This window comes from Pseudoalteromonas sp. T1lg48 (assembly GCF_002964785.1).
Lineage (GTDB): Bacteria > Pseudomonadota > Gammaproteobacteria > Enterobacterales > Alteromonadaceae > Pseudoalteromonas.
The window spans coordinates 642725-662259 of sequence record NZ_PQCC01000018.1 but is presented as its reverse complement, the minus strand read 5'-3'; the positions used below and the strand labels follow the sequence as shown (position 1 = coordinate 662259).

At 40.0% G+C, this 19535-nt stretch carries 14 protein-coding genes; all 14 read left to right on the top strand.

Annotated features, from left to right (window positions below; all coding sequences use genetic code 11):
* Positions 1-76 precede the first annotated feature (76 nt).
* The 14 genes from C2M29_RS12240 (at position 77) to pglZ (ending at position 19527) form a co-directional block, all read left to right on the top strand.
* Positions 77-478: a hypothetical protein gene (locus tag C2M29_RS12240; RefSeq protein ID WP_105190032.1), complete on the top strand. Its 402-nt coding sequence runs from the start codon at positions 77-79 to the stop codon at positions 476-478.
* 115 nt (positions 479-593) lie between these two features.
* The gene (locus C2M29_RS12235) at positions 594-1481 is read left to right on the top strand and encodes a WYL domain-containing protein (protein WP_105190031.1); all 888 of its coding nucleotides are present in this window, start codon (positions 594-596) and stop codon (positions 1479-1481) included.
* Entirely contained in the window at positions 1482-2105 is a 624-nt protein-coding gene (locus C2M29_RS12230) for a DUF1819 family protein (protein WP_105190030.1), read from the top strand.
* On the top strand, positions 2105-2710 hold the full coding sequence (locus tag C2M29_RS12225) for a DUF1788 domain-containing protein (protein ID WP_105190029.1): 606 nt from the start codon (positions 2105-2107) through the stop codon (positions 2708-2710). Before C2M29_RS12230 ends, C2M29_RS12225 begins: the two co-directional genes overlap by 1 nt.
* Positions 2711-2730: 20 nt before the next feature.
* Positions 2731-6489 carry a BREX system P-loop protein BrxC gene (brxC, locus tag C2M29_RS12220; protein WP_233998422.1) on the top strand — a complete coding sequence of 1253 codons (3759 nt, stop codon included), beginning with the start codon at positions 2731-2733 and terminating at the stop codon, positions 6487-6489.
* Between the two features lie 14 nt (positions 6490-6503).
* Positions 6504-7172, top strand: coding sequence for an AlbA family DNA-binding domain-containing protein (locus C2M29_RS12215; protein ID WP_105190027.1), 669 nt, complete (start codon positions 6504-6506; stop codon positions 7170-7172).
* A complete protein-coding gene (locus C2M29_RS12210; protein ID WP_105190026.1) occupies positions 7103-8035 on the top strand; it encodes a Fic family protein in 933 nt (310 codons plus the stop codon). Before C2M29_RS12215 ends, C2M29_RS12210 begins: the two co-directional genes overlap by 70 nt.
* Before the next feature lie 5 nt (positions 8036-8040).
* The gene (locus tag C2M29_RS16745) at positions 8041-8859 is read left to right on the top strand and encodes a BREX-1 system adenine-specific DNA-methyltransferase PglX (RefSeq protein ID WP_233998421.1); all 819 of its coding nucleotides are present in this window, start codon (positions 8041-8043) and stop codon (positions 8857-8859) included.
* The gene (gene pglX / locus C2M29_RS12205) at positions 8816-11683 is read left to right on the top strand and encodes a BREX-1 system adenine-specific DNA-methyltransferase PglX (RefSeq protein ID WP_233998420.1); all 2868 of its coding nucleotides are present in this window, start codon (positions 8816-8818) and stop codon (positions 11681-11683) included. The genes C2M29_RS16745 and pglX overlap by 44 nt, the downstream gene beginning before the upstream one ends.
* Before the next feature lies 1 nt (position 11684).
* Positions 11685-12146, top strand: coding sequence for a hypothetical protein (locus C2M29_RS12200; RefSeq protein WP_105190025.1), 462 nt, complete (start codon positions 11685-11687; stop codon positions 12144-12146).
* On the top strand, positions 12146-13468 hold the full coding sequence (locus tag C2M29_RS12195; protein WP_105190024.1) for a DEAD/DEAH box helicase: 1323 nt from the start codon (positions 12146-12148) through the stop codon (positions 13466-13468). The genes C2M29_RS12200 and C2M29_RS12195 overlap by 1 nt, the downstream gene beginning before the upstream one ends.
* 79 nt (positions 13469-13547) lie before the next feature.
* Positions 13548-15200, top strand: a complete 1653-nt coding sequence (locus tag C2M29_RS12190) for a hypothetical protein (RefSeq protein WP_105190023.1) — start codon at positions 13548-13550, stop codon at positions 15198-15200.
* 8 nt (positions 15201-15208) lie between these two features.
* Complete coding sequence (locus C2M29_RS12185) at positions 15209-16780, top strand: hypothetical protein (RefSeq protein ID WP_233998419.1); 1572 nt, start codon at positions 15209-15211, stop codon at positions 16778-16780.
* Positions 16777-19527 carry a BREX-1 system phosphatase PglZ type A gene (gene pglZ / locus C2M29_RS12180; RefSeq protein WP_105190021.1) on the top strand — a complete coding sequence of 917 codons (2751 nt, stop codon included), beginning with the start codon at positions 16777-16779 and terminating at the stop codon, positions 19525-19527. The genes C2M29_RS12185 and pglZ overlap by 4 nt, the downstream gene beginning before the upstream one ends.
* The last annotated feature ends 8 nt before the right edge of the window (positions 19528-19535 follow it).

Genomic DNA, 19535 nt, shown 5'->3' with positions numbered 1-19535 from the left:
AACGGTCATGAATAAAAACTAAAAACTCCCCACAGGCGAGCCTAATTATCTTTGAGTATATAACTTGGAGATAAAAATGAGCCATGAAATTCAATTCGTTAAAAAATATAGCCGAGAGAGTAAGAGCCCGTTTGACGATGCGTCAACAGCATTGTGGTTAGCTAACGTAGTTAGTGAGCCCGATGAAGCATTAACATTAGACTATTCTCGTTATATTTATGCTCACCGAGATGCATGTGGCCGAATAGTTGGGATTAGCATCAGTAAGTCTATGGTTGCTGAACATCCAGATATTGACAGCCAGTACCTGTCGGGTGTGCCTATGCTCGCTGTGTTACTTTTCTATATTGATGAAATAGAGGCGTTTTGCGAACACTGGGCAGACGAATTCGAATCATTCTTCCTGCTGCCACCTGATCTGTTTTTTGAAATAGCTCAGTGGCGATGGAATGCAATCGTTGTAAACGATCATAGTTAATTGAAGCGACTCGAAAGAGTCGCTTTTTCTTTTTATCGTTCCTTTCAAAAATCACTTGCTATGCATTCACTTTGTGAACATACTTGATTCAATAAATCGCACAGTATTGATAGATATGAATTTAGACGCTTTCAACTTTTCTCAGAAGCAAAGGCTTGCATATATAGATTTCAAGCTCCTATTCGTTGGTTACGTGACACGATCAGAAATAGTGACTTATTTCGAAAAGGGCCTGACTTCAGCCACTCGTGATATCAATCTGTATAAAGAGTTATGTCCTGAGAACATGGAATATGATTCTAAGGAAAAAAAGTACTTACAACTATCAACCTTTAAGCCCTTATTCAAGCACGATCCCCGTAAGACCTTAGTGAAACTATCTAATCAAATCACAGATGGGTTTGATGCGATTGGTGATATCACTTTTCCTGTTGAGGCTCCAAGTCAGCTAAATATTCCTGATATTTTAATTGTCGCTAAGCTTGTACAAGCAGTGATCAATCACAAAGCTGTCAGCATTATTTACACCTCGTTAAGTAGCGGTTCGGGGGCTCGAGAGATAGTGCCCCACAGCATAGTTGATAATGGTCTAAGGTGGCACGTTCGCGCCTATGATCGCAAGACAAAAGCATTTAAAGACTTTGTTTTAACTCGCATTAGCAAAGTTACTCTTAAAGAACTTGCACCACACAGCAATGAGGATAAGCTTGAAGATCATCAATGGATGAGAATGATGCCTCTTCAGCTTGTTCCGCACCCCCATAACGTAAAACATCCAACTGCAATCGAGCTAGATTATGGGATGCAAAATGGTGTGCTATCTCTAAATGTTCGTGCAGCTTTGGCAGGCTATTTACTAAGGCGTTGGAATGTGGATTGTACCGCTGATGCAGAGCTTGTTGGCGCAGAATACCAATTATGGCTCAAGAATCGTCAAACCCTATTTGGTGCAGAGAACCTAGCTATTGCACCTGGCTATGTACCTGAGCTGGAAGAATTATAAATGACAAATCCAAAGACAACCCAAATCAAATCTTACAAAGATTATCTTGGCGACCTTATTGGTGGCAGCTTAATGATCAAAGAAAGCCAAATTGTGGCTGAGCTTCTGCTTAAAAAGCCCACTCAAGAGGAGTGGTTGGAAGCCATCGTAAATCAAAATGTATTACAAAAGCGTTCAGATGCTTCCGCGAAACGAAATGCAGCAACGGTTAAAAAGCGCCTAGAAGGTATGTCAGATGAATACCTTGAACAAATTGCATCTGGTAGCACTGAGCTATCAACTCAACTTATGTTCGCCGCAACATTAATAAATAGCACTCTACTGGCTGAGTTTATGCGAAACGTAATGTTAGATGCTAAACGCATGTTCCGTGAAAGCTTGGATCTGGGTGATTGGGAGTCTTTTTGGGATGAAAGAAGTAGACTGTTTCCCGAGCTGAGTAAAATGTCAGAGTCATCGACTTATAAAATTTCTCAAGTCGCTTTCAAGGTTATTGCAGATGCAGGATATATCGAATCAACTCGAAGTAAAAAACTACAAAACGTTTACCTGCTACCAGAAGTTAGAAGCCTTCTTTTACAAATGGAACGTGAAGATATTATTTCAGCAATGGAGTTGAATTAATGGCTGAGTTAAATACAAAAGCTCCGAAAGGTTTAAACGATAGACTCGATCAGATATTGCCTAGAATCGAAAGTGAAGACTTTCTAAAAAACCAAGGGTTAGGTAATGAAATTGGTTTTTATGTTTTCGATTATCCGGCCGAGTGTGAGTTACCAGTGAGAGAGCATTTGGCCTTTATGACCGATAAGCTTACTAAGCGTGGCCGCAATTTTGTAAGTATTAACTTGTTTGAGACGATTATTGAACTGCTCGACTCCCGTAAACTCACCGAAAGAGCATTCAAAGTTCAAAAGGAGCGAGGCGATGATGCTTTGTTTAATGCTTTGAAGGGCCCGTTAGAGCAGAACCGAGTAGCCGATTTTATTGCTTCAAAAATCGACCAGGGCTCTGATAATAAAGAGCAGACAGAATTTATTTTACTTCATGGCTTGGGGAATGCGTGGCCAATTATCAGAGGTCATGGCTTGTTAAATGCATTACACGCCAAGGTAGGAAATGTACCCACTGTACTTTTCTACCCTGGTGAATACGATGGCACAGCACTTAAGCCTTTTGGCCGTATTGAATCAAATAACTATTACCGTGCGTTTAAATTAGTTCCGTAAATGGACTTACAACAATAAGAATGGATAAACCAAGAGAATTAAAAGTTATGCAAATTAAAGACTTATTTATTAAAGACATTAACCGTCCAATTAACGGTGTAGTAAAAGCTGATCAATTAGAAGAAAGCACGGTATTTACTGAGCTGGATGAATACGTAATTACTACAGAACTTGCGAAGCATTTCGAAGAGTTCTTTGATGCGTATATGCCATCCGTACGTGACCCAAAGGCTAAAGCTGCATCAGGTAAATTAGGCATCTGGGTAAGCGGTTTCTTTGGCTCAGGTAAGTCGCACTTCATTAAAATACTCTCTTACTTACTGCAAAATATTCAGACTACAGACGGTCAAGCAGATAAGTCTGCAATTGAATTCTTTAAAGATAAAAACCTAGATGGCTTCTTACTTGGTGAAATTGATACCGCAGTAACGAAAGAAAACACAGTTATCTTGTTTAATATTGATGCTAAAGCAAACACCGACGATGGCGACGATGCCGTATTAAAGGTTTTCCTAAAAGTATTCAATGAGCAAATGGGTTTTAGTGGTGATCACCCTCATATCGCGCATTTAGAGCGAGAGTTAGCAAGCAAAGGGTTGCTTAAAGAATTCCATAAAGAATTCTACAGCCTAACCGATATGGACTGGGTGGAGAACCGTGATTCATACGACTTCTACCGCGACGATATGGCTGATGCGTTAGGTAAGGTAACAAAGCAGTCGACAGAGTCAGCTCGTCAATGGGTTGAGCAGTTAGAAAATAACTTTACGTTAGATGTTTCCAACTTCTGTAAGTGGGTTAAAGAATACTTAGATGGCAACTCAGACCGCCGTGTCTTGTTCTTCGTCGATGAAGTAGGGCAGTTCATTGGTAATAACACCCAGATGATGCTGAAACTGCAAACCATCACTGAGAACTTAGGCACTATCTGTGAAGGCCGTGCATGGGTGGTTGTAACATCTCAAGAAGATATCGACTCAGTTATCGGCCAGATGGCTGGCTCTAAAGGCCATGATTTCTCTAAAATCCAAGGTCGATTTGAGCGTTTGTCACTATCAAGTTCAAATACCAGTGAAGTAATCGAAAAGCGTTTACTTTCAAAAGGTGATGCAGCCCGTGACGAGCTGCAAGATTTGTACGACCAAAAAGGCGATATCCTACGCAACCAACTTGCTTTTGATAATACGACAACGGCTGAACTTGCTAACTATAAAGACGCAACCAGCTTTATCCACAGCTACCCTTTTGTGCCATATCACTACACCCTAGTTCAAAAGATTTTTGAGGCTATTCGTAAAGCCGGAGCAACGGGTTTGCATTTGAGCCGTGGTGAGCGTTCATTACTTGATGCTTTCCAAAGTGCAGCGAAGCAAGTGCGTGAGCAAGAAGTGGGTGTACTTATTCCGCTTTATTACTTTTATCCCGCAATCGAGAGCTTCTTAGATACCTCAGTTAAAAAAGATATCGACCAAGCATCAGCAAAAGAATCAATCTCGCCATTTGCATTAAATATTCTAAAAAGCTTGTTCTTAATCCGCTATGTTGATGTTATCAAATCGACATTAGATAACCTTGTTACCCTTTGTGTAAATAAAATTGATGAAGATCGCTTGGCGCTTCGTCGTGACATTGAACAAGCATTGAATGCACTCGAGCAAAACTTGCTTATTGCTCGCCAAGGCGACGAATATATTTTCTTAACCAATGAAGAAAAAGAGATAGAAAATGAGATCCGGGAAACCGAAATTGAGCTTTCAGATGAAACCAAAAAGCTCAGCGATCTAATCTTTGATGACGTGCTGCGACGCGGTAACATCTATCGTTACCCAGAAAACAAACAAGACTTCCCTATCAGTCGTTTTTGTAACGGTATGCCACGAGACGGCTCACAAGAAAATGACTTAGTAATTAAAGTGATTTCCCCAATAGACCCTAACTATGCCGAATACGACTCAACCGTATGTGCCAACCAATCACAAGATGGCAGCTCGGTTAGTGGTCAAGGGGCCATCATCATTAAGCTTGCAGATAGCACTAAAGTTTTTGATGAAATCCGCACCTTTATCAAAACTGACAAGTTTTTGCGTCGTAATACGGGGAACCGTCCTGAGCAGCAACAATTGTTGCTCCAAAAAGGAACTGAAAACCAAGGGCGTAACCGACGTATAAAAGCGGAACTAGAAGAGCTATTAAAAGATGCAGAATTCTATGCTCTTGGCTCAAAACAAAATCCAAAAGGCGGTGCAATTAGCACCATACTTCAGGATTTATATCGCTACGTTATCGAAAACACCTTTAGTAAACTTAAATTGATTAAGCCATTCCCAGGCGACATTCGCCGTGAGATTCAAAATACCTTAGTCGCTGATGACCTCAGTCAAATCGGGCTTGATTTAAACGCTGATGAAGTCAATCCACTGGCTTCTATTGAAGTCGAAAAATTTATTGTCTTAAATGATGAAAATGCTCGGCCCATTACCGCTGAAGATATAGTTAAACGCTTTTCTAAACGTCCCTTTGGCTGGAATGATGACGAAATTATTTTGATTCTCTCTCGCTTAGCTTTAACAAATAAAATCTGCTTCCAAATGCGTCAGCAAGACGTATCTCTTAAAAATGCTTACGACAACCTTATTCAGGTGAGAAAGCGGGCTGAGCTTCGTGTACGCCGTATCAAACAACAGTCTGAGGCCAACTTAAAACGTGCCGCTAAATTGTTCAAAGACGTATTAGGCAAAAACGCACCAGGCAGCGAAAAAGAGCTTTTCAGTGATGCTCAAAAATACTTAAGCGACATGAAATCTAAGCTCGATGACTTCTCAGTTGCACACAAAACGTTTGCAGGTAACTGCCCAGGTTTCAGTGAAATTGAAAACGGTAGAGTATTGTTAGCGGGTTTAATTGAAGCCCAGTCCAGTTATCAGTTCATCGATTCGTTTTTAGCAAGTGGCAACAGCTTATTAGACTTTGAAGAAGACTATCAAGATCTTGAAAACTTCTATGAGTCTCAATTCAGCACATGGCAGAAGCTCAATAAAGCACTGACGATAGACTTTGATCGTAATCGCACAGCATTAGAAAAAAACACGGATGCGTTATCTGCTTTGCAAAAGCTTGAGGCTATCTACAACAAACCACAACCTTACCGTGATATTCGTGATGTTGAGCCGCTAATTGAAAAAATCGCCAAGGTAAATGAAAGTCTTTTAGTGGAGAAGCGAGCACATGCTAAATCGCGAATTGAGCACCGTATTGAACAGGTTCAACAGCAAGTTAAAGCTGCGCAAGTTCCTAGCGAACTTAGCAACCAGGCATTAAGGCCTCTGCAGCTTGCGTTGCAAAGGTTAGATGACCTATCAGGCATTGCTGAAATTCTTCAAGAACAAGCAGAGTCAATTAACTTAGAAGAAGATGCTTACGACCTAATCAACAAGTTTATTGAAGAGCAACAAGCGCTAGCAGACAAAAAGGCGAAAGAAGAAGCAGCGAAAGCCGCAAATGCGAGTGCTAACTCAGGCACGGCTTCAGGTGCTAATACAGCTAACAGTGATGTCGATTACGAACCGACAAATACTCAGCCTCAACATGCAACAGAGCTCGAAACAGAACCTAAACTAGTTCCTAAGAAAATAGTCACGATTGATACATCAAGCCTAATGAGTGAAGTAAATAGGACAGGGGTTATTGAGACGGCACAGGACATTGATAATTACTTATCAGCGTTAAAAGCAAAATTAACAACGCTGGTTAATAGCAATAATAAAGTGCGTATAAAGTAATTGAGGGTAGTTTAATGGCTTTGCCAATCAACATTGAGCAACTCCTGTTAGGTAAGATTATTGAGTCTGACCGAATAGAATATAAAAAGGGATGGAACCCTGAGGTTATCCTTCGCACTATCTGTGCTTTTGCTAACGATCTACACAACGTTGGTGGGGGCTATGTGATCATCGGTGTTGAAGAAGTCGATGGTGTTGCACAGTTTCCACCTGTTGGTTTAGCTGTAGGTCAGCTCGACGCTATTCAAAAGGACTTATTAAAAGTTTGCCAGTTTATTCAACCTGACTACTTTCCCGTTGCTTCACCGGAAGAAGTGGCAGGTAAGTATATTCTTGTTATTTGGTGCCCACCAGGACAGCACAGGCCTTATAAGGCACCAAAAACCTTGGGTAAAGATGCAGCTATCAATAAGCCTTATTATGTTCGCAGAATGTCTTCCACTGTTGTTGCAAAAGGCATAGATGAACAACAATTGCTTGAGTATGCCGCCCATCAACGCACACCTTTTGATAATCAGGTTAATTATCACGCGAGCTTAAATGATATTAGCCTGATACATGTTACAAGCTTTCTTAGCGCTATTAACAGCAGTTGCAGCATGAATTGCCTAATATGCCCAAGGCCGATTTATTCCGGCAAATGCGTATTGTCTCTGGTGCAGAAGAAAATCTACACCCGTTAAACATCGGCTTGCTCATGTTTGCCGATAAACCACATGAGTTTTTCAGAGGTGCACGAATCGAGTTAGTGCAATATTTCGATGACATAGGTGATAAATTTCAAGAAACGTATTTTGAAGGCCCTATCTGGATACAGCTAAGAGAAGCTCTGGCATTTATAAAAAGCCAAATTATTAAAGAACAAGTAGTAAAGCGAGATGACAAAGCAGAAGCGCTGCGGTGCTTTAATTACCCGTTTGCTGCGATAGAAGAGGCATTGGCAAATGCGGTATTCCACAAAGGATATGACAAACACAATCCTGTTGAGGTGTCTATTCGACCAGACCGAATAGAAATTTCTAGCTTTCCAGGGCCATTACCACCTGTGAATCAAGAAATGCTAAAGCAAGAACGAATAGTCTCTAGGGATACTAGAAACTCGCGTCTGGGAGACTTTTTAAAAGACCTGGACCTGACAGAAGGCAGGGGCACTGGTATTCGCAAAATAAGAAACCAAATGCAGCGAAATGGCTCCCCAGCCCCTAATTTCATCACTGATGATAACAATGTTTTCTTTATTACAGAGTTACTATTGCATCCTGCGTTCGATCAAGTTACCGATCAAGTTACCGATCAAGTTAGCGATCAAGTTAGCGATCAAGTTAAAGCATTATTGAAGTGCCTTGCAGAGTCAGAAAAATCAAATAAAGAATGTATGGATATTTTGGGGTTAAGTCACCGACCTACATTTAAAGAAAACTACCTGCAACCTGCGTTGCATGACTCTTTAATAGTAATGACAATCCCAGACAAACCAACTAGTAGCAAACAAAAATATAAAATTACCCCAAAAGGGCGAGCTGCGCTTAATGTAGCTGAGGACTAAATAAAATGAATACTAAAAACTTAAAAGCATACGCTCCTAAAGCGCGTCGTCAGTTTATTGAAGCAGTTAAAAAACGTGCAGCTCAGTTTGGTATTTATGAAGACCGAATTGAAGAAGTTCGTATTGAAGGAGGCGCAGCCATTATCGAAGGTCGCGCCTTTACTCGTAAAGAAGGCGAACAGCGCAAGCGTTTGGAAAGCAAGGTTACAGAGCGCGGCTATGATATGTTTGTACGCGAAATGGCCTACACCTGGTTTAACCGTCTGGCCGCTATCCGCTATATGGAACTGCATGACTATTTTGACCATGGCTTTCGCGTGCTTTCCCCTGCAAAGAGCCATCCAACTAGCTCTGATAATTTGCCAGAGATTTTAAGTCATGCGTCCGATGTGGCAGATAGCTTAGATTTAGATAAAAGCCATATCATAGAGCTACAACTTGCGGGTGATAAAGAAGAAGAGCTATATCGTGAATTACTCTTGGGCCAATGTCATCACCTTCATAAAATTATGCCATTTATGTTCGAAGCATTGGATGATGCGACTGAATTGCTACTGCCAAATAACCTAACTAAAACAGACTCTATTCTTAAAGGGTTAATCAACGACATTCCAGAAGAAGACTGGAACGAGATTGAAGTCATAGGTTGGCTCTATCAGTTTTACATTTCAGAGCACAAAGATGCTGTTATCGGCAAAGTGGTTAAGTCAGAAGATATCCCTGCGGCTACCCAGTTATTTACCCCAAATTGGATTGTTAAATACTTAGTACAAAACTCTGTTGGCAGACAATGGTTGGCTACTTTATCCAAATTCAGAACTTAAAGGCAAAATGGAATATTACATTGAGCCTGCTGAACAACCTGAAGAAGTCATAGAGCAACTAAAAGCAATTACACCTACAAGCCTCGACCCAGAAGAAATCAAAGTGCTCGACCCTGCCTGTGGTTCAGGCCATATCTTGGTTGAAGTGTATGAAGTATTACGGGAAATCTATTTAGAGCGTGGTTATCGTCTGCGTGAAATACCTGAATTAATTCTTACTAAGAACATTTATGGTTTAGATATAGATGATCGTGCGGCGCAGCTTGCAGGTTTTGCCCTAATGATGAAAGCTCGTGAAGACGATAGACGAATCTTCCAACGAGTTGAAGATGGTGAAGTTTCATTAAATGTGTTCTCACTTCAATCAACAGAACACCTCGATATTCCAAAATTATGGAAGGCTTTGGATTTAGAAGGTCATCAACAAACAGGCTATACTAGTGAGCTTTTTGATAACTCGGATGAGTTTGTTCAATCAACTGGTATTTACAAAGACTATTTTGAGCTACTGCAAGCCCTAAAGTCGTCATTTTTACAAGCAAAAACACTTGGTTCTCTTATAGATATCGATCATCAATTGATAAAGAACCTTTTGGCATTTAAAGCTGAGCTGAAAAATAAAATCCAAGGGGCTGATCCTGCTGGCAAGCAAGCGTCAATGATACTATTCCCTTTAATATGTCAATCTATAGTGCTAGCTCAAAAGTATGATTGCATTATTGCTAACCCTCCATATATGGGCAGTAATGGCATGAATAAAGAGTTGAAAGCATACGTATCCAAAAACTATTCTGAAGCAAAATCAGACTTATATAGTTGTTTTGTCATAGCTGCCAATAAGCAATTAGCAAAAGCTGGAGTCGCCTCCTTTATCACAATTCAAGGATGGATGTTTTTGTCGTCGTTTGATGAGTTTAGAAAGAAGTTGTTGACAAAATCTACGTTACTGAACATCAATCATATAGGGTTTAATAGCTTCCCTTCTTTGAATTCAAAAATTGCTCTGGGAAGTTGTTTAACGTTCTCTAATTATCACATTTCTAATTATTTAGGGAGTTATATTGATCTAAATAGTGGCTCACAGTCTGCGGATAAAGGAGTTTTATTTACAACTAGTAAAAAGGAAAGAACTCACCTTGTTCATAACAACGAGTTTGAAAAAATTAGCGGAAGTCCAATTGCTTATTGGCTTAGTGATAGCTTCAGGGACAGTTTCGAACGATTCAAACCGTTATCTCTAAGTGCAAGTGCTGGAAAAGGGATAGATACTGGGGATAACGAAAAATTTCTCAGAGCGTGGTTTGAAATAGAAAGCTCAGAAAAGTGGGTTCCGTACCTAAAAGGTGGTGGTGTTAAACGTTGGTATGGGAATAGAGAGTTTGTAATTAACTGGGATGAAGACGGCAAAGAGTTAAAATCTTTTCCTAAATCAAACCTAAGGAATTCAAAAAACTTTTTCAAAGAAGGAATAAACTGGACGCGTATTGGAATTAAACCTTCTTTTCGTTATTTTGAAGAAGGCTTTATTTTTGACTCTACAGGCCCCTGTATTTTTAAAGACGGTGATATATCAAGCTTACTAGGCTATTTAAACTCAGGAATTGTGACAAGTTTTCTAAAGGTCTTGTCTGCAACTCTTGACTTTCAGAGTGGGCACATTTCAAAAATACCAGTACCTGACGCTGTTTATGGTGACAAAAAGCTTAAAACATTGGCTGACCAAGCCATTGATATATCTCGTGAAGATTTTAATTTGTTTGAAACATCACCTGATTTCAAAGTTTCCCCATTGGTTGAAAAGAGTGAGGGTAAATTGTTGTCTGAGTCTGTGTCGAACTATTTTATTTCGTCGCATAGTCGAGCAGAATCATTACTAGAATTAGAGACTGATATAGATGCACACTCAGAGCAGTTATTGGGGTTAGATGCTGTATCTACTCAAAAAGAAATTTCCGATATTACATTGTTGGCAAATGCTCAATATAGATACTCTAATGTAAAAGAAAAAGAGAGTGTCGCCAGTATTTTTAGATCAGATACTTTATGCGAACTTTTGTCATACTGTCTCGGTTGCATGATGGGACGTTACTCTCTCGATATGCATGGGTTAGCTTATGCAGGCTCTGGTAATAAAGGCTTTAAAGATCTTCTAACTGGTGGGGCTTATAAGTCATTCACTGCCGACGACGACGGTATTATTCCACTCGCCTCTGAAGATTGGTTATTTGATGATGATGCAACTACTCGTTTTAAAGAGTTTGTTAAAACGGTTTGGGGGAATGAGCACTTATCTGAAAACTTAGAGTTTGTTGCTGAGAGTTTGTGTTTACATGCTCTTAAACCGCTCTCTACCAAAAAGGGAAGTGGCGAAAGTGCGATGGATACAATTCGTCGTTACTTCTCGACGCAATTCTTTAAAGATCACTGTAAGACATACAAAAAACGCCCTATTTATTGGTTATTTAGCTCAGGTAAAGAAAAAGCCTTTGAGTGTTTAGTGTATTTGCACCGTTATAATGAAGGTACTTTGTCTCGTATGCGTACCGAGTACGTTACACCGCTAATGGGTAAATACGATGCCCAACACACCTTGCTATCGGAGCAACAACTGCAAGCCACAGGCACCGAAGCACGCCGTATCGAAAAAGATCTAAAGTCACTTGAGAAGAAACAAGCTGAGCTTCGCACCTTCGATGAGCAATTAAAGCACTACGCCGAAAAACGCATCACACTCGACTTGGACGACGGCGTAAAAGCCAACTATGGCAAATTTGGCAACCTACTAGCCGACGTAAAAGCTATACATGGTAAGGCAGTGAAATAGAGTGAATTGCAACCCTCAGCAATTTACTCGTCAGGAATTAGCCGACTTCTATGAGCGGCTAATTCTCCTGTGGGAAAACGGTGATTTGCTCAATCAGCGCTTTAATATTCGTTCAAACAAAGCATATCGACGTTTGAAGGCTCAATATGATTTTGACCTGATAACTCATGCAAATCTTGAAACGACCAAAGCTGAGTTTGAATCTTTTGATTTTACTTTGTCTTCAGAAAGTAAAAATGTAATCCATTTTCACAATGCTAAAAGCAATATTTTAAAAAGCTATTTTTATCATATCCGAAATGTTGCGGGTCATGCCGATATAAAGAAAGTAAAGTTTAGAAATGTGAACTGGTATGTGTTTGAGCACCAATTTTCTAACCAGATTAAGCTTTTTGGTGTATTTAAAGCGGCTGACTTTTGGAAAGTGCATGAAGCCCTAGTGAGATTAAGGGTAGAGACCTAATGGAACTGCGACCTTATCAACATGAGGCTATTTCAGCGCTAACTGACTTTTATCTCACATCAAAAGTAACTAAAGGTTTGTGCGTTTTGCCGACTGCGAGTGGCAAAACCGTGATCTTTGCTCAGTTGATTAAGCAACTAATTGAGCAGCATCCGAGCCTTCGTGTACTGATGCTAGCTCATACCCAGGAAATCGTTCAGCAAAATGAAGATAAGTTAAAAGCTATCTGGCCCGATGCTGATATTGGTATTTACTGCGCTGGGCTTGGCCGTAAAGAAATAAAGCAGATAACATCGGCCAGTCGAGATTCGATAATTAAAGAAATAGGTGAATACCCGGAATGGGACTTGGTGATAGTCGATGAAGCGCACCTTATCCCGCCAGAGCAAACGGCGCGTTATCAGTATATTTTAGATACTATTTCTTTGCATGGCCCAGAGCCTAAAATTATCGGCTTTACAGCCACGCCATTTCGTATGCAGTCTGGCGAAATATTTGGTGAAGAAAAAAACAAGCTGTTCAAAAAGCTGATATATAGGAAGCGTATAGATGAGTTGGTGAATTCAGGCTATCTATGTAATTTAAGGGCAGTGGTAACAGACAACCGCGCTGTTGCCGATACATCTAAGGTGAGAGTCAGTAAGAATGACTTTGTACAGACCGACCTGGAACAAGTCACAGCTGTTGAGCCCATAGTAGAGGCAATTGTTGCCGATTGGCTAAATAAAACGTCGGGTAATCTACCCACCGTTTTTTTCGCCAGTTCAGTTGCCCAAGCGCACATGTTTGAGCATTGTTTGGCGACTTTTGGTTTTGACTTCCCGTTAATTACCGCAACAACAGCAAAAGCGCAACGCGCTGAATACCTATCCGAGTTTGAGAGCGGCAATATCCAAGGTCTTGTTAATGTCGCTACATTAACAACAGGCTGGGACGCGCCAAGGCTTGCTTGTATTGTCAACGCCAGGCCCACAAGAAGCCCTGCGCTGTTTTTACAAATTGTGGGCAGGGGTTTGCGCCTGCACCCATCAAAGAATGAAACGTTACTACTCGATTATGGACAAAACCTCGAAAGGTTTGGTGTACTTGAGCGTGTGAAACCCGAGCTTGAAGATAGACAGCACCACGACGAGCAAAATTTGGTTACCGCTTGCGAAGTATGCGATACCGTGGTTTCGGTATATGAATTAGAATGCCCATTTTGCACAGAGACACTTAGAGATGACGACATTAGCATCTGCTATGAATGCAATGCTGGCAATGATAGATACAGCCAGTTTTGTGAGGTGTGCGGGGAAGTGCTGGAAGAAAATATCATTTAACCCTCTTTGTGCAGTTATAATCTGCGAAAGGAATAACTAGTAAAATAAATTAAAAGAAAAGCATAAATAAGGATTGAATATGCAAAATATAAATACGCACATCAAAGAAAACCTTGCTGCGGTTAGCTCAAATGTTTATATCGCCCCAAGTATCCCTGAGAAAAAACTCAATAATGCAGTTAAGTCTATGGGATTGGTTGATAATATTAATTCTGTAGTAGCTATTTTTGATAATACTGCATTTGGTAGTGCAAAGGATGGGTTTGCAATTACGGGTGAAAAAATTGCAATTAAAGAAATGTTCGAAGATCCCTTTCACATTAATTTTTGTGACTTAGAGTCTGTTGAGCATGTTAGACATGTTGAAAAAAAAGATAATGGGAAAGAGAAGATAACTGAAAGTATCAGGTTCTTAAAAAAAGATGGTACGAGCATCAAACTAGGCAGCTTACTAAGCTGTAATTACGAGTTGTTATCCACAGTTTTAAATGACGCAGTTAAAAACACTTCTTCTTTCGAAGAAGAAAACCAGCTAATAACTTTGAGTGAGATGTCCGAGAGGCTCAAAGTCGCTTATTTAAAAATCATCATCAACATGGCTTTTTCAGATGACGGGATGGTCGATGAAAAAGAGTTTGCTGAGATATTATTATTAATGACTCGACTAGAGCTAGCTACAGAATCACGTTTCGAATTGAGAAGTTACATAGCTAATAATGATAACCACTTAAGTGTTGAATCGCTACTCAATGAGATCGATAAAGAGGCGTCGCCAAGCCATATTAAGTCGATTAGAATCTCACTTGTAAAAGATCTTATAAGCACGTTTATGAGTGTTAATGATGGTGACTATCAAAATTTTGAATTTTTGGAAGAGCATAAACCGCTGTTCGGTGTAAGTGATGATGAAATCGAATTGGCCATAGAAGCTATTAAGCTAGATTTCAAAATGCTTAAATCGGACTTCACTGATGACGCATTAACCAAAGGCATGAAAGAGTTATCTGCAAAAGCAGGAGCCGTTGGTGTTCCATTAGCTGCGGTTTACTTATCTGGTTCTGTAATTGGCATGTCCGCCGCAGGGTTGACTTCAGGACTTGCGACGCTAGGCCTAGGTGGGGCGTTAGGTTTCTCTAGTATGGCTACAGGTATAGGTGTAGCCGTGTTGCTTGGTGTAGGAGCATATAAAGGAATTAAGCACTTAACTGGAGCGAATGAGTTAGATAAGGTCAAAAGAAGGGAGCTAATGCTCAATGAAGTGATAAAGCAAACTCAATCAACAATTTCACTGCTAATTGAAGACCTCAACTTTATTACATCTAAGTTAAATGAAGCTATGCAAAACCATGCTGTTCAAGATGAAAAAGTGCAAAAATTGATGAAGATGGTTAGCGCGTTAACAGGCGCAGCGAGTGTCCTCAATAAAAAATCCAATACTACGCAAAATAGCTGTATTAAATTACGGTGCCCAATTGTGCTTGATCACGATAAGTTAAAGTCACTAACTAAAGATCCCACGAAACAGCAAATCTATAAGTTAGTAATGTCTTTTTATGAAGAGGTGGAATCTAGCAAACTAGTTGATGGTAAAGAAGTTATTACCAAATCAATCAAGTTGAAAGATGGTATTCCGACATCTCAATTGGATAAGCTGGCTAAGATTTTTGACAATATCGGCTATTTCAAAGCCGCTGAAGTAATAAAAGGTAAAGTAGCGGGCTTATTTTCTTAATGACCACAATGGGTGATAAAACATCCGCGATGCTGGTGCAAAAGCACCAGCTTGATAATGCGGAAGGGAAGTTGGCTGAACTTGACGCTGCACTAGATTCTTTAATTGGTAGTCAAAGTGGAACCGATGAACAACTTGATAGTATGCTTGAAAGCATGGGTAGCTTGTTGCTTGAATCTGGAGTTGATTTTAATGATGATACGCAAATAATAGATCCTGATATACAGGAATACGTATCAGATAGAGAAGGAAAATCTGGTTATAAATATACCCCTATAGATATGCTTTCATCTGTAGATATTAGTGATCAATCATCTTGGGATGACTATATCCAATCCGTAAATCACTATGCCAATAAACACCATGTTGACTTGGTATCAGACCCCTTTGATAGACTGCTTTCACCAATTCAAAAAATTAATCTTGAAAAGCGCATAAAGGATGACTTTTCCTATAAAAACGCCAAATGCGATAAGTATGATTATTTAATTGCAGGAACTTGCGGCTTAATTGGTGGCCTAGTTGATGTCTTTTTTGTTGGTGCTCCTGGTGAGGGGCCTCTAGGGAAAGCTGTTGATTATGGAATTACAGGTACGGTAAGTAAGTTTGCTGAGGCGGTTGGATTTGATCGTAAGGAGAAGGAAGGTGATGGTTATAAAAAGTATTTTGATAAGTGCATTGCTAAAAATAAATCGCCTCTAGATAAAGAAACGTGGATGGATACTCAGGCTGTTCAATTCTTGGAAGGAAAATTCGCAATAAACTATGACCAAACATTGACAAAACCAAAAGGTAAAACAGGGACTGGTGGGCTAGTGGGTGATTTAAAGCCCAAAAATCATCATTTAAAAAGTATTGGACACTCACCTGATCTTATTGGCCTATTTTTTTCTGTTTATAATCAGTTTACTAGTACTTCGAGTTTCGTATCAAATGGAAAGTTAATAACAATTGATACCGAAACTTTTGAACTTAAAGGCAATACTGCAATAGCAAAAATATTCTGTGGTTTTGTAAATTGGTTAGGACACCTTTTTTCAGATATGGCGGGCTCTAACTCTTCAATCGCGAAGGGGAACCGTGGTTCAGGTATTCCCATTCCATTTTATAACTTATTGCTACTTCTTGATGTTGGGGAGTTTGGAAAGCATAAACAGACATTCGCTACGATTGCCACAAAAGTGTTTGAGCAGGGCTACGACTTCAGGCATGGTTTAGCGATGGCTATCCCTGTTATGATTTCCGAGCTTCTGACAAGGATAATGTGGACATGCAAAGCTCGTTTTTACCATAAAAGGCCTTGGAAAGAGTGTATCCCTAGTGCAAATAACCCTGAATTAAGAAGAATGCTTTTAGTCGCGCATGGTACTTTGTGCTTGGTCGACACTAGTGACGCAGCATTGAAGTCAGGTGGCGATATGGTTCAGTTTTTATTAAGAACTAACCTTATTGGTTGGGTTAGATTCGGTAACTTAGCGCTTAAGGAAATGGTTGCTTGGCATCACGAAGGACATATAGATCCAGAGCTAGTAGATAACTACTTGGATGCCGAATACTCAAGAATGTTGAAACGAAAATGAATTTAGAGCAAATAAAGCAAGGCATATTAGCCAAATTTGAAAAGTGCAGACTGGTATTTTGGCAAGATGAAGACGTTGAATTCCTAGAGCAGTTATCCACACTGAAAAGCGAGCTTGATACGAGCAATATTGAGTTGATTGAGCTTGATGACACATCTCATTTTGAAGTTAAGCAACGTATTGAACTGAAGGAGCCAAAGTCCAACTTTTTGCTCTACAGTAATAAGCCACAAAGCGAGCCTACTCGTGACTGGCTATACGATATTCGTTTGTATGCACAGCAGTTTTATGCCGACTCCAGCTCAATGATTTTAAATGAGCTGGGTATGCGCATGGAGTTTCGCCAAGATATAAACCGATATAAGAAATTTTTTACTAATCAACAAAGATATAACAAGCTCAAGAAGCTATTACCGGAAAAAGCAGAGAAACAAACCTTAGAACTAGCAATGATAGCGGTACTGGCCAAAGTGGAAACGCTTGCCTTTTCTGCTTTGCTTCATCAGCTAATTAGGCTTTATGCTGAACAGCCCGTAAAAGCTGAAGAGCTGATCAATGAATTTGAAAAGTTCGATCTCGCTGGCGTCTTTTGGAAAATGGCTGTGGAAGAGTTTGGTTATCTTACTCTTGATATTTGGACCGTAAACGCAAGCAGAGCTGAACAGAGCAGTGGTGTTGCTCCATCTATCAAAGACCTGTTAGCTAAGCTTTTGATTACTGATTGCTTCCACGGCATACAGTCGTCTGGTGTTGCTGTTCAAAACTATGACTTTTCTTCTAGTTTGTCGTCTCATTTACTACCAGTGAATGGTAACGACGAAAGTCTAGCTTCATACCCCAAAGATATTAGAGAATTACTTTTAAATACGGCGTCAAAGCGTGCATCAGTGGTTAACTTTGTCTCGTCGTGGCGAGAAAGTAGAACGCTTTCTGAATCGTATAATACAGTTGCTGTTGCGATTGCCGATGAACTTGAAATTAAGAATAAATTATCAGGATTTAAACACCCGAAGGACTTGATTGGTATTGAAACTTTCGTTGAAGCGGATCAGCAACTAATTAAGTTACTAGCGACAGATTTGCCAGCTTTTAGCGCCATTGAAATTAATGAGTGGGTTTCGAAAAAATTGCGTGGTCACTGGTGCTCAGCTAGTTCTGTTAAAGAGAGCAAAAACTATGCATGTATTCTTAAAGCGTTAAGAGCGGCCAAAGAGTTCTATGACCTAAAAGAAAAGCATATCGAAGGATTTCTCTTTGATAGCGCAAAAAACCTTTATCGAGCGTATGAAGAAGAACTTTATAAGTTTGACCATGCGTATCGTATTTTTAGTGAAAACTCGATCGAAATTAGCAAGAACGGTTCTGATATTCTAAAAGCTACTGGACTCGTAGAAGATATTGAGAACCTCTACGTTGATTGGTACCTGCATGACTTGGCAATTGCTTGGGGCAAGTTGATTGACGAAGAAAACTTACTAGAAAGCTGGAAGCTGCCAGGAGTTCATAATCAACAAGACTTTTTCCGTGAAGAAGTAAGAAGTGTTTTAAACAATACGCAAGTAAAACGTGTATTTGTAATTATTTCTGATGCCCTTCGTTATGAAGTTGCGCATGATATCCATCAGCAAATAAATGATGAAAAACGCTTTAAATCCGAGATCAAGTCCCAGTTAGGTGTCGTTCCATCATATACCCAGCTTGGCATGGGTTGCCTTCTTCCCCATAAAAAATTAACTGCTCACCTTGGGAGTAAGCCTGAGTATAAAGCAGATGGTCTGTCAGTTCATGGGCATGATAACCGTCATAAGATCTTGGAGCAGCATGGTGGCGTCGCATTTAAGGCCGACGAGGTATTGAACTGGACTAACCAAGAAGGCAGAGAAAAAGTTAAAGAAGCCCAGGTTGTTTATATCTACCATGACGAGATTGACGCTATAGGTGATAAACAAGGTACTGAAAACCAAACATTTGAAGCGGCCCGTGATGCAGTTGATGAAATAAAACTGCTGATAGGTCGTATTATTAATCGCCTTAACGGTAGCCGAGTATTGATAACGGCTGATCATGGCTTTTTGTTCAAGATGACGGATGTAACGGATTCAGACAAAACAGCACTTAAATCAAAACCAGCAGGAACGACTGAAGCTAAGAAGCGCTATGTTATTGGGTCAAACCTTCCGAGTGATAGTTATTACTGGAAGGGGAAATTAACGAATACGGCTGGTATTGATATTGAAAAGGGTGATGATGCCGAGTTTATAATCCCAAGGGGTAGCAACCGCTTTAACTTTGTTGGCGGCGCCAAGTTCATTCATGGGGGTATCATGCCTCAAGAAATTTGTGTTCCGGTTCTGCATGTTAGAGAGCTAGATTCCAAAGGGCAAACTAAGCATGCCAAACAAAAAGTCAGTGCTGTGCCTCTCAATAATCCAGTCAAAATTGTTTCTAATATTGATCGCATTCAATTTCTACAAACAGACCCCGTGGGCGAAAAGTTTAAAGCTCGAGAGTTATTAATTTGGATTGAAGACCCAGGTGGCAAAAAAGTAAGCTCAAGTGAGAGGGTTTTATTTGAGTCACCTTCTCAAAATATGGAAGAGCGCAAAAGGAATGTTCAAATTAAATTGGAAGGCAGCGGTTTTGATAGGACCGTGAGTTACAAGCTAATTATGGAAGATACTGATAGCAAAGTGAGAGCAACACATTCAGTAATTATAGATATAGCTTTTGAAGATGATTTTTTCTAGAGGTAGGC